This is a genomic window from Streptomyces barkulensis (assembly GCF_002843305.1).
GTDB lineage: Bacteria > Actinomycetota > Actinomycetes > Streptomycetales > Streptomycetaceae > Streptomyces > Streptomyces barkulensis.
The window spans coordinates 49,780-61,635 of sequence record NZ_PGSG01000070.1; the positions used below are offsets into that span (position 1 = coordinate 49,780).

Consider the following 11,856-nt stretch of genomic DNA (forward strand, 5'->3'; position numbering starts at 1 on the left):
GCGCTACCGCCCGGCCCGGTCGGTGGCGGCCGGCCCGGCCGGCCCGCCCGGTCCACCCGCTCCGCCCGGCTCGTTGAGGCGCGAGTGGCGGATGCCGTAGGAGAAGTAGAGCGCCAGGCCGCCGGCCAGCCAGAGGCCGAAGACGGTCCAGGTGACCGCGTCCAGGCCGGCCATCGTCCACACGCAGAAGCCGAAGCCCAGCGCGGGCAGCAGCGGTGAGAGCGGGACGCGGAAGCCCCGGGGCGTTTGCGGGTGGGTGCGGCGCAGGACGACGACGGAGACGTTGACCAGCGCGAAGGCGAACAGCGTGCCGATGCTGGTGGCGTCGGCGAGCCGGCCCAGCGGGATCACGGCGGCCAGGGTGCCGCAGAAGGCGGCCACGATCAGGGTGCCCGCGCGCGGGGTGCCGGTGCGCGGGTGCACCCGGGAGAACACCTGCGGGATCAGTCCGTCGCGGGACATGGAGAACAGGATGCGGGTCTGCCCGTACAGGACGGCCAGGACGACGCTGGCGATGGCGACGACGGCGCCGAGGGCCAGCAGGACGGACCAGAAGGTGCGTCCGGTGACCTCCTCCATGATCCCGGCGAGGGCCGCCTCGGTGCCGGTGAAGTCCTGCCAGGGCAGGGCGCCGACCGCGACGGCCGCGACCAGGCAGTACAGCACGGTGACGATCACCAGCGACAGGACGATGGCGCGCGGCAGGTCGCGCCGGGGGTCCCTGGCCTCCTCACCGGCGGTGGAGGCGGCGTCGAAGCCGATGTAGGAGAAGAACAGCGTCGCGGCCGCGGCGTTGATCCCGGCCACCCCCAGGGGCGCGAACGGGGTGTAGTTCCCGGCGCGTACGCCGGTGGCGGCGACGGCGCAGAACATCAGCAGCGCGCCGATCTTCACCGCGACCATGGCGGCGTTGGCGCGGGCGCTCTCGCGGGCGCCGCCGAGCAGGAGGGCCATGGCGAGCAGGACGACCAGCAGGGCCGGCAGGTTGACGATCCCTCCGTCGCCCGGGGGTGCGGAGAGTGCGGCCGGGATGGTGACGCCGACGGTGCCGTCGAGCAGTTCGTTGAGGTACTCGCCCCAGCCGACCGCGACGGCGGCCACCGACACCCCGTACTCCAGGATCAGGCACCAGCCGATCACCCAGCCCAGCAGTTCGCCCATGGTGGCGTAGGTGTAGGTGTAGGAGGAGCCGGACACCGGGATGGCGCCGGCCAGTTCGGCGTAGGACAGGGCGGAGAACAGCGCGGTCAGCCCGGCGAGGGCGAAGGAGACGGTGACGGCCGGACCGGCCTCGGGCACGGCCTCGCCCAGGACGACGAAGATGCCGGTGCCCAGGGTGGCGCCGATGCTGATCGCGGTGAGCTGCCACACCCCCAGTGAGCGCCTCAGCAGGCCGCCCTCCCCGTGGCCGCTCTCGGCGACGAGCCGTTCGACGGGTTTGCGGCGCGTCAGCCGCGAGAGGGGCCTGCCGGGCCCTGGGGAGGGAGAGGAAACGGGGGAAGCGGCACCCTGGTCCATCGCGGGACGACTCCTCGGGAGATCTTTCGCATACCGGTCACACGCGGAACCCCCTGAGCCTCGCACACCTCCCGGCGGTGGCCGGCGCAGGCGCGTACGCGCCGGTCCGCCGCCGCCCCGTACTCACCCCGTACGTCACCCGGCGGGCAGGGCCCTCACCCAGGTTCGGCCGTCGGTGAGGCAGGCGTCGACGGCCAGTGCCGCGGCGGCCGGCGCCTCCTCGGTCTCCTCCCGGTCCAGCCGCCGGGAGAGGAACGTCCGGGTCCGGGCGGCGTCCGGGAAGATGCACTCGGAGCAGCCGCGGCCCGCCCGGTCCTCTTTCCCGGGCGGGCCGCGGGGGCGCAGGTCACCAGCTGGCGTGCAGCGGCTTGCCCTCGGCGTAGCCGGCGGCGCTCTGAACGCCGACGACGGCCTTCTCGGCGAACTCCTCCAGGGTGGCGGCCCCGGCGTAGGTGCACGAGGAGCGCACCCCGGCGATGATCGAGTCGATCAGGTCCTCCACCCCCGGCCGGGCCGGGTCGAGGAACATCCGGGAGGTGGAGATGCCCTCCTCGAACAGGGCCTTGCGGGCCCTGTCGTAGGCGGACTCCTCGGCGGTGCGGTTGCGCACCGCGCGTGCGGAGGCCATGCCGAAGCTCTCCTTGTACAGGCGCCCGTCGGCGCTCTGCTGGAGGTCGCCGGGGGACTCGTGGGTGCCGGCGAACCAGGAGCCGATCATGACGTTGGAGGCTCCGGCGGCCAGCGCCATGGCCACGTCGCGCGGGTGCCGCACACCGCCGTCGGCCCAGACGTGCTTCCCGTGCCTGCGCGCCTCGGCGGCGCACTCCAGGACGGCGGAGAACTGGGGTCGGCCCACACCGGTCATCATGCGCGTGGTGCACATGGCGCCCGGCCCGACGCCGACCTTGACGATGTCGGCGCCGGCCTCGATCAGGTCCCGGGTGCCCTCCGCGGAGACGACGTTGCCCGCCACCACGGGGACTCGCGGATCCAGCGCGCGGATCGTCTCCAGGGTGGAGAGCACGGACTCCTGGTGGCCGTGGGCGGTGTCCACGACGAGGGTGTCCACCCCGGCGGCGAGCAGCCCCTCGGCGCGGCCGGCGACATCGCCGTTGATGCCGACGGCGGCGGCCACCCGCAGCCGCCCGGCCTCGTCGGTCGCGGGGGTGTAGAGGGTGGCGCGCAGGGCGCCCTTGCGGGTGAGGATGCCGACCAGGCGGCCCTCGGCGTCGACGGCGGGGGCGAACTTGCGGTGGGCGCCGTCCAGGCGGGTGAACGCCTCGCTCGGATCGATGCCGGCGTCCAGGAGCAGCGGGGCGCGGGACATGACCTGGGCGAGCTGGGTGAAACGGTCCACGCCGGTCAGGTCGGAGTCGGTGACGACGCCGACCGGCCGCCGCTCCCCGTCGACGACGACGCCCGCGCCGTGCGCCCGCTTGGGCAGCAGGGACAGCGCGTCGGCGACGGTCGCGGAGGGGTCCAGGACGATGGGGGTGTCCAGGACCAGATGGCGCTGCTTGACCCAGGAGATGACGTCGGTGACCACGTCCAGGGGGATGTCCTGGGGGATGACGGTGAGGCCGCCGCGGCGGGCGACCGTCTCGGCCATCCGGCGCCCGGCGATCGCGGTCATGTTGGCCACGACGATCGGGATGGTGGTGCCCGTCCCGTCCGGCGCGGAGAGGTCCACGCCCTGCCGGGAGCCGACCGCGGAACGGTTGGGCACCATGAAGACGTCGTCGTACGTCAGGTCGTACGCGGGCCGCTGATCGTTGAGAAATCGCACGTACTTCATTGTTGCACGCCCGCCCCGGCCCCCGGTCATGGAGAAAAGGCCAGGTGAACGGGGATGTCGTCGTACGTTCCCACCAACGTCTGAGGGCCTGGGCCGGACTCGGACCGGCGCCGGCCCGGGCCCTCAGGGCGCGCTCTCGTCCGGGTCGGCCCGCTCCAGCGCGGGCCGGGGGCCGGGGCCGGTCTCGTGCAGCAGGTAGTCGGCGGCGGCGGTGTCGGTGACCAGGCTGGTCACCAGCCCGGAGCGGAGTACCGCGCCGATCGCCTCGGCCTTGCGGCGGCCGCCGGCGATCGCGATGACCTCGGGGATGCGGCGCAGCCGGTCGGCCTCGACGGTGATGCAGCGCTCGCCCAGGTCGCGGCCGATACGGCGGCCCTCGGCGTCGAAGAGGTGCGCGGACATCTCGGCGGCGACCCCGAGGGAGGCGTAGTGGGCGCGCTCCTGTTCGCCGAGCATGTCGTGGACGGTGGAGACGCCCGGCTCCCAGGAGCCGATGGAGACCGCGGCCACGGTCACCTTGTCGAAGTACTCGAACGCGGCGGCGATGCTCGTCTGGCCGCGCAGCGCGGCGGCGGTGGCCGCGTCCGGCAGCAGCATCGGCGCGTAGATCGGGTGGGCCTCGCCGCCGGAGACGGTGGCGGCGCGGCGCACGGCCTCCACCGAGCCGCGCTCGGCGGTGCCCGCGTCGTAGACGCCGGTGAGCTGGACGACGGTGCACGGCGGGAGCCGGTGCAGCGCGGTGGCCATGTGGATGGTGGAGCGGCCCCAGGCCAGCCCCAGGACGTCCCCCTCGGTGACCAGCTCGCCCAGCAGGTCGGCGGCGACCTCGCCGAGGTTCTCCGGGTCGGCGGCGTCCTCGGCGGCATCCGAGGGCGACTCGACGACCACCGCGTGGCGCAGTCCGTAGCGGGCACGCAGCGCGTCGGACCGCTCGGCGTCCAGTTCGGCCGGGACGCGGATCTCGATGCGCACCAGATCCCGTTCCAGCGCGGTCTCCAGCACCCGGGCCACCTTGAAGCGGCTCACCCCGAACTCGTCCGCGATCTGGATCTTGGACTTGCCCTCCAGATAGAAGCGGCGCGCCATGGCCGCCGCCTGCATCAGCTCGGCGGGACCCATTCTCGTGGCTGACCGCCCGGTCGACACCGCACTCACCTCGCTACCGTTCCGCCGTACTCGTGTACGCGCCGTTCCTCACTCTGCGCGTTCATCCTCGCAGATCCGCGGCGGTCCTGATCCACTCCGTGCACGGTGCACCCATGCCCGCCTCTGCCCGCCTCCGCGCAGCCGCCCTCGGGCTCCCCGGGCCGGTCCTCAGTGGGCGCACGTGCCGGCGGCCCCGTTCACGGCCTCCCGGGCCTGGGCGCGCAGCGCCTGCACCGCCGCGGCCGGGTCGTCCGCGCCGTAGACGGCCGAGCCGGCCACGAAGACGTCCGCGCCGGCCTCGGCGCACCGCTCGATGGTGGAGGCCGACACCCCGCCGTCCACCTGGAGCCACAGCTCCAGGCCGTGCTTGTCGATGAGCTGCCGGGTACGGCGGATCTTGGGCAGCATGACGTCGAGGAACGCCTGACCCCCGAAACCGGGCTCGACGGTCATCACCAGCAGCATGTCCAGCTCGGGCAGCAGGTCCTCGTACGGCTCGATCGGCGTGGCGGGCTTGAGCGCCATGGAGGCGCGGGCGCCCTTGGCGCGGATCTCGCGGGCCAGCCGCACCGGCGCGGCGGCGGCCTCGGCGTGGAAGGTGACCGATCCGGCCCCCGCCTCGACGTACTGCGGCGCCCAGCGGTCGGGGTCCTCGATCATCAGGTGGCAGTCCAGCGGGGTGTCGGTCGCCTTGCGCAGCGACTCGACGACCGGGACACCGAGCGTGAGGTTGGGGACGAAGTGGTTGTCCATCACGTCCACATGGAGCCAGTCGGCGCCCTCGGGCCCTCCGACGCGCAGCGCCTCCTCGGCCAGGCGTGCGAAGTCGGCGGACAGGATGCTGGGGTTGATCTGAACCATGGCCCCAGTATGTCGTGTCACCTGTCCGGCCCCGCCGCCAGGTGCGCCCCCGCGCGCACCGGCGCCGGCCCGCGGCTCAGGTGCGGCGCAGCAGGGCGAGGTACATCGCGTCGGTGCCGTGCAGATGCGGCCAGAGCTGGATGTCGGGGCCCTCGCCCAGGGAGGGCACATCGGGCAGCAGCGGGCGGGCGTCGATCAGCTCGGCGCTCTCGTGCCTGCGCACGTCGTCGACGACCGCGCGGGTCTCGGCCGGGTGCGGTGAGCAGGTGGCGTAGCCGACGACGCCGCCGGGCCGGGCCGCGCGCAGCGCCTCGGTCAGCAGTCCGCGCTGGAGCGGGGCGAAGCCGGCCAGGTCCTCGGGGCGGCGGCGCCAGCGCGCCTCGGGGCGGCGGCGCAGGGCGCCCAGCCCGGTGCAGGGCACGTCGACCAGGACGCGGTCGAAGGAGCCGGGCCGCCAGGCGGGGCGGGTGCCGTCGGCGGTGACCACCTGGTAGGGGCCCGGGTTGCCGCGCAGGGCGCGGGCCACCAGGCGGGCGCGGTGCGGCTGCTTCTCGGCGGCGAGCAGGGCCGCGCCGCGTCCGGCCGCCAGCGCGCCCAGCAGCGCGGCCTTGCCGCCCGGTCCGGCGCAGCCGTCCAGCCAGCGTTCGTCGGGCCCGTCCAGGGGCGCGTTCGCCAGCGCGAGGGCGACGAGCTGGCTGCCCTCGTCCTGCACCCCGGCGCGCCCCTCGCGCACCGCCTCGATCGCGCCGGGTTCGCCGCCCTCGGCGAGCCGGACCGCGTACGGCGACCAGCGGCCGGGCGCCGCCTCACCGGTCAGCAGTTCCCCGGCGGTGGCGCGGCCGGGGCGGGCGACCAGGGTGACCTCGGGCCGGTCGTTGTCGGCCTCCAGCAGCGCCTCGACGTCCTCGCGCCCGCCGCCGAGCGCGTCCCACAGGGCGGAGACGATCCAGCGGGGGTGGGCGTGGACGATCCCCAGGTGTTCCTCGGGGTCGTCCTCGTAGGGCGGTGCGACCTTCTCCAGCCAGCCGTCCAGGTCGTCGGCGGCGATCCTGCGCAGTACGGCGTTGACGAACCGCGCCCGTCCGTCGCCGAGCACCACCCGGGCCAGTTCCACGGTGGTGCTGACCGCGGCGTGGGCGGGGATGCGGGTGCCCAGCAGCTGGTGGGCCCCGAGCGAGAGGACGTCCAGCACCGGCGGGTCCACCTCGCGCAGCGGGCGGTCCACACAGGCGGCGATGATCTCGTCGTAGGTGCCCTGCCGGCGCAGCGTGCCGTAGACCAGCTCGGTGGCCAGGGCCGCGTCCCGTCCGTCGAGGTCGCCGCGCTCGCGGCCCTCGCGCAGCAGCGGAGGCAGGACGAGGTTGGCGTATGCGTCGCGCTCGTCCACGGCCCGCAGCGCCTCGTAGGCGATCAGGCGTACGGGGTCCTTCTTGGGGCGGCGGTAGGGCTTGGCGGGACGGCGTGGCCGGCTGCTCACGGAAAAGGTGCTCCGGGTGGTGTCGGGGGTGGCGCGCGGCAGGGGGGCGCGGCGTTCCAGCCTAATCCCACCCGGCCGGGCGGGGCGCCTCAGTCCCCCAGCGTCTCCCCCTGGGCGATGCGCACGCCGCGCGCCCAGTCGGCGGCGGCCATCGGCTTCCTGCCCTGCGGCTGGACCCACAGCAGCTCGACGGCGTGCGAGCCGGTGCCGGCGTGCACGGTGTTCTTGCCGACGGCCAGCTCACCGGGGCCCAGACCGGTGCGGTCGGGGGCGAGGGCGGTCTGCCGCAGCTTGAGCCGCTCGCCGCGGAAGAGCGTCCAGGCCCCGGGCGCGGGCGAGCAGCCGCGCACCACGCGGTCCACGCGCAGGGCGGGGGCGGCCCAGTCCACGCGGGCGTCCTCGACCGTGATCTTGGGGGCGAGGCTGACGCCCTCGGCGGGCTGGGGGACAGCCCGCAGCGTGCCGTCCTCGATGCCGTCCATGGTGGCGGCCAGCAGTCCGGCGCCGGCGAAGGCGAGCCGGGTCAGCAGGTCGCCGCTGGTGTCGGTGGGCCGGATCTCCTCGGTGACCACGCCGTAGACCGGTCCGGAGTCCAGCCCCTCCTCGATCAGGAAGGTGGAGGCTCCGGTGACCTCGTCCCCGGCCATGATCGCGTGCTGGACGGGCGCGGCGCCGCGCCAGGCGGGCAGCAGCGAGAAGTGCAGGTTGACCCAGCCCCTGGCCGGGATGTCGAGCGCGACCCCGGGCAGCAGCGCGCCGTAGGCGACGACCGGGCAGCAGTCCGGGGCGATCTCGCGCAGCCGGGCGAGGAAGTCCTCGTCGCGCGGGCGGGCGGGCTTGAGGACCTCGATGCCGGCCTCCTCGGCCCGCTGGGCGACCGGGCTCGCCACCAGGCGGCGCCCGCGCCCGGCCGGCGCGTCGGGCCGGGTGACGACGGCCGCGACCTCGTGCCGCTCCGATGCGATCAGTGCGTCGAGGGCGGGTACGGCGACCTCGGGGGTGCCGGCGAAGACGAGCCTCATCGGTGCGGGACTACCTCTCGAAGACGGGTGCGTCGGTAACGGGTGTGGTGGGCGGACGCGCCGGGGGCGGGCACGAGGCCGCGCCGGGCGCGGGAACGCACGCGGCGCGGGGCGGCACACCAGTCTACGGTCCGCCGCGACGCCGGGCCCTACCGGGCACTCCGGGCACCGAACGGGGCGTACGGGCCCGAACGCGCCGCACATGGGTGCTTTTTCACGCCCCCTCAGCGTGACTCCGGCGCCCGGTGCGGCGTTGGTCAATACAGCTTGACCGAAACGGCCGCAGACGCGGCCGGCCGATCCCACGCCGGTTCGAGAGGCTTGACCATGGCCGACCACGCCACCCCCGACGCCCGGGCACGGGCCAGCCTGCACCTGCTGGTGCGGGACATCGAGCGGGTCCGCCGGCAGGTGGACGCACTGCGCACGCTCACCGCGCAGCTCGGCAACGTCTACCGGCCGCGGCGCACGGGCCCGTCCGCGGGCTTCGTCGTCTACGGCAGGGCGCCCGCGCCGACCGTGCGGCTCGCCCAGGAGCTGCGCGACAGCGTGGAGACGCTGGTGACGGCGGCCGTCGAGTTCGACCGCTCGCTGGGTTTCTCCTGGGACGCGGTGGGCTCGGCGCTCGGCGTGACCAAGCAGGCCGTCCACCGCCGCTACGGCTCACGCCGGCCGGCGCCCCGGACGGGCGGTGCCGCGACGGCGACGGTGACGGCGCCCGCGGCCGTCTCACAGACCGCCTCACAGGCCACCGCCCAGACCACCGCGCAGGCCACCGCGCAGCCCACCGCGCAGGCCGCGGTTCCGGCCGCCGGCGGGGCGGAGGCGGTGCGGCGGCCCGACCGGGACGGGGAGAGCGGCCGGGAGGCCGGGGCCGCCGCACGCGCCGTGGCCGCGGGGCAGGGCCCCCTCCCGGCGCCCGGGCAGCGGGCGCAGCCGCCGGAGCCCCGCACGGGCGCCCTCCCCTCCCCCCGCAACGGCTGATCCCGGGCCGTCTCCCTCTCCGCCCGGCGCCCGGCCCCTCCCCCTCGGCCCGGCGCCGGGCGGTCCCGTCTCCGGGGCGGTCCGGTGGACGGTCAGCCGATGTCCTCCGGATCGACACGGACGCGTACGGGCTCGCTCCCGCGTCGGGCGAGCCGGGCCGCACGGGCGGTCCTGAGCGCGGCGGCGAGTGCCGCGCCGCTGCCCGGCGGCACCCTCACCAGGGCCCTCTCCCACCGTTCGCCCGGCGGCGGGCCGCCCGGGCGCCGGGGACGGCCCGCGTCGGGCGCCGGCAGCGGCACCGGTCCCAGGACCTCGGCGTCGGGCGGCAGTCCGGCCGCGGCCAGCAGTCCGGCGACGGCTTCGGGCGGTCCGGTCACCGCCGCCATCCGGGACACCGGCGGGAAGCCCAGCTCGGCCCGCTCGGCCAGCTCGCGCCGGGCGTGTCCGGCCGGATCCCAGCGCACCAGCGCCTGGACGGGCCGCAGCGAAGGCTCGGCCATCACCACCACCGTGCCGCCCTCGCCGTGGGGGCGCACCAGTGCGGCGGCGGCCAGCCAACGGCGCAGCGCCTCCTCCCCCGCGCGCAGGTCGGGGCGGGAGAGCAGCGCCCAGCCGTCCAGCAGCAGGGCCGCCGCGTAGCCGGGCCCCTCGGCGACCGGCTCCGCGCCGGGGGTGCTGACCACCAGGGCGGGCCGGTCGGGCACGCCGTCCAGGACGTGGTCGCGGCCGGATGTGCGGACGGGTACGGCCGGGAAGGCCCGGCCCAGTTCCTCGGCGGTGCGCCGGGCTCCGAAGACCCGCCCCCGCAGGCGGGTGCCGCCGCACTCCGCGCACACCCAGCCGGGCGTGTCGCGTCCGCACCAGCCGCAGCGGGGCGGGGCGTCGCCGCCGGTGGCCTCCAGGGGGCCGGCGCAGTGGGCGCAGCGGGCGGGCTCGCGGCAGCGGTCGCAGGCCAGCCGGGGGACGTAGCCGCGCCGTGGCACCTGCACCAGCACCGGGCCGCGGCGCAGGGCCTCGCGCACGGTGCTCCAGGCGAGGGTGGGCAGCCGGGCGGCGCGCGCGGCCGGATCGCGCGCCTCGTCGCCGTCGCCGACGGTGCGGACCAGGGGGGCGCTCGCCCGCACCGCGTCGCGGTCGGCGGCCAGCAGGCGGGCCCAGCCGGTCTCGACGAGCTGGGCGGCCTCCACGGTGCTGCCGTGCGCGCCCAGCAGGAAGCCGCAGCTCTCCCGGGCCGAGCGCAGCAGCAGCACCTCGCGGGCGTGCGGCATCGGCTCGCGGGGGTCGCGGTGGCTGGAGTCCCCGTCGTCCCAGATCGCGACCAGCCCCAGGTCGTGCACGGGCGCGAACATCGCGGCGCGGGTGCCCACGACGCAGCGCACCTGCCCGCGGTTGACGGCCAGCCAGCGGCGGTAGCGGGCCTCGGCTCCGGCGTCGGCGGTGAGCAGGACGTGCCGGCCGTCGCCGACCAGGGCGGTGAGGGCCGCGTCCACCCGGGCCGCGGCCCGCCCGTCGGGCAGTACGGCGAGCGCGCCGCGCCCGGAGGCCAGGGCGGCGGCCAGGGCGGTGGCCAGCTCCTCGGGCCAGTGCGGGCCGGGCAGCGCCGTCCACACCGCGCGCGGGGACTCCCCCGCGGCCAGCGCCCGCAGATAGCCGGGCCCGGCCGGGTAGCGCGCCCAGGAGGACGCCCCGGGCGGCGGGGGCGGTGGCGCGGCGGGGCCCGCCGCCGCGGGCGCCTTCTCCGCGCGGGCCATGCGCGGGGGCACGGCGAGCTGGACGACATCGGCCAGCGCTCCGGCGTAGCGGTCGGCGACGGCCCGGCACAGCCGCAGCAGGCCGGGGCCGAGGACGGGCTCCGGGGAGAGGACCTGGGCGATGGGGGCGAGGACGCCGGGGAAGTCGGAGTCCGCGCGGCGCTCGACGATGAAGCCGTTGACCAGCCTGCCGCCCTCGCGGCGTCCGCCCCGCTCCCCCGCGCCGAAGCGCACCCGGACCCGCGCCCCGGGCCGGGCCTCGGCGTCCATGGCGGCGGGGACGGCGTAGTCGAAGAGGCGGTCGAGGTGGAGCAGGCCCTTGTCGACCAGGACGCGGGCGACGGGGTCGCGCTCGGCGAGCTCGGCGCCGCGCCAGGTGCGCGGCCGGGCACGGGGCGGTTTGGCCCGGCGGACGGTCTCGCGGATCAGCGCGAGCTGCTCGCCTCCCGGCGGATCCTGCGCCGGCGGCTTGTCCGGTCGCCCGTTCTCGCTGCTCACAGCCCTCAGTCCTACCAGAACCCACTGACACGGCCCGGCCCCCGCGGCTCCTGCCGGGGAGTCGCCGGGGGCCGGGCCGGTGCCGGCGGGAGCGGGGTGTTACAGCCCGGCGGCCTCGCGCAGCGCGTCGGTGCGGTCGGTGCGCTCCCAGGTGAAGTCGTCCAGCTCCCGGCCGAAGTGCCCGTAGGCGGCCGTGGCGGCGTAGATCGGGCGCAGCAGGTCCAGGTCCCGGATGATGGCGGCCGGGCGCAGGTCGAACACCTCGGAGATGGCCTGCTCGATCCGCCCGGGGTCCACGGTGGCCGTGCCGAAGGTCTCCACGAACAGGCCCACCGGCTCGGCCTTGCCGATGGCGTAGGCCACCTGCACCTCGCAGCGGGCGGCCAGCCCCGCGGCCACCACGTTCTTGGCCACCCAGCGCATGGCGTAGGCCGCCGAGCGGTCCACCTTGGAGGGGTCCTTGCCGGAGAAGGCGCCGCCGCCGTGGCGGGCCATGCCGCCGTAGGTGTCGATGATGATCTTGCGGCCGGTCAGGCCCGCGTCCCCCATCGGGCCGCCGATCTCGAACCGGCCCGTGGGGTTGACCAGCAGCCGGTACCCGTCGGTGTCCAGCTTGACGCCGCTCCGGGCGAGAGCGGTCAGCTCCGGCTCGACGACGAACTCGCGGATGTCCGGGGCCAGCAGCGCGCCGACGTCGATGTCGGAGGCGTGCTGGGAGGAGACCACCACGGTGTCCAGCCGCACCGCCTTGTCCCCGTCGTACTCGACGGTCACCTGCGTCTTGCCGTCCGGGCGCAGGTAGGG

The 11,856-nt window shown here is 76.2% G+C and carries 9 protein-coding genes; 1 reads left to right on the plus strand and 8 read right to left on the minus strand.

The features are described 5' to 3' along the window. Positions 1-3 precede the first annotated feature (3 nt). The 6 genes from CUT83_RS13510 to fmt all read right to left on the minus strand — a co-directional run bounded on the left by CUT83_RS13510 (position 4) and on the right by fmt (position 7,819). Complete coding sequence (locus CUT83_RS13510; RefSeq protein WP_101256079.1) at positions 4-1,518, minus strand: amino acid permease; 1,515 nt, start codon at positions 1,516-1,518, stop codon at positions 4-6. Between the two features lie 346 nt (positions 1,519-1,864). Then, positions 1,865-3,304: a GuaB1 family IMP dehydrogenase-related protein gene (locus CUT83_RS13515; protein ID WP_101256093.1), complete on the minus strand. Its 1,440-nt coding sequence runs from the start codon at positions 3,302-3,304 to the stop codon at positions 1,865-1,867. Between the two features lie 132 nt (positions 3,305-3,436). Next, a complete protein-coding gene (locus CUT83_RS13520) occupies positions 3,437-4,432 on the minus strand; it encodes a sugar-binding transcriptional regulator (protein ID WP_173915070.1) in 996 nt (331 codons plus the stop codon). Between the two features lie 195 nt (positions 4,433-4,627). Further along, the gene (gene rpe / locus CUT83_RS13525) at positions 4,628-5,320 is read right to left on the minus strand and encodes a ribulose-phosphate 3-epimerase (protein ID WP_101256080.1); all 693 of its coding nucleotides are present in this window, start codon (positions 5,318-5,320) and stop codon (positions 4,628-4,630) included. Positions 5,321-5,396: 76 nt separating this feature from the next. Then, positions 5,397-6,797 (minus strand): RsmB/NOP family class I SAM-dependent RNA methyltransferase, encoded by a 1,401-nt coding sequence (locus CUT83_RS13530; protein ID WP_101256081.1) that lies wholly within the window; start codon positions 6,795-6,797, stop codon positions 5,397-5,399. A gap of 89 nt (positions 6,798-6,886) precedes the next feature. Beyond that, on the minus strand, positions 6,887-7,819 hold the full coding sequence (gene fmt, locus CUT83_RS13535) for a methionyl-tRNA formyltransferase (RefSeq protein ID WP_101256082.1): 933 nt from the start codon (positions 7,817-7,819) through the stop codon (positions 6,887-6,889). A 327-nt stretch (positions 7,820-8,146) separates the two neighbouring features. Here fmt and CUT83_RS13540 point away from each other — a divergent pair, with 327 nt between their 5' ends. Then, positions 8,147-8,803, plus strand: coding sequence for a hypothetical protein (locus CUT83_RS13540; protein ID WP_101256083.1), 657 nt, complete (start codon positions 8,147-8,149; stop codon positions 8,801-8,803). Positions 8,804-8,895: 92 nt separating this feature from the next. On the opposite strand, the gene CUT83_RS13545 is transcribed toward CUT83_RS13540, so the two are convergent. Both CUT83_RS13545 and metK read right to left on the minus strand, forming a co-directional pair. Beyond that, a complete protein-coding gene (locus CUT83_RS13545; RefSeq protein ID WP_101256084.1) occupies positions 8,896-11,052 on the minus strand; it encodes a primosomal protein N' in 2,157 nt (718 codons plus the stop codon). A gap of 99 nt (positions 11,053-11,151) precedes the next feature. Beyond that, positions 11,152-11,856: methionine adenosyltransferase (gene metK / locus CUT83_RS13550; protein ID WP_101256085.1), on the minus strand; the 705-nt coding region annotated here is incomplete at its 5' end.

Coding starts and splice junctions, on each gene's coding strand:
- fmt (WP_101256082.1), bottom strand. CDS start 7,819: ATGAGGCTCGTCTTCGCCGGCACCCCCGAGGTCGCCGTACCCGCCCTC.
- CUT83_RS13510 (WP_101256079.1), bottom strand. CDS start 1,518: ATGGACCAGGGTGCCGCTTCCCCCGTTTCCTCTCCCTCCCCAGGGCCC.
- rpe (WP_101256080.1), bottom strand. CDS start 5,320: ATGGTTCAGATCAACCCCAGCATCCTGTCCGCCGACTTCGCACGCCTG.
- CUT83_RS13540 (WP_101256083.1), top strand. CDS start 8,147: ATGGCCGACCACGCCACCCCCGACGCCCGGGCACGGGCCAGCCTGCAC.
- CUT83_RS13520 (WP_173915070.1), bottom strand. CDS start 4,432: ATGGGTCCCGCCGAGCTGATGCAGGCGGCGGCCATGGCGCGCCGCTTC.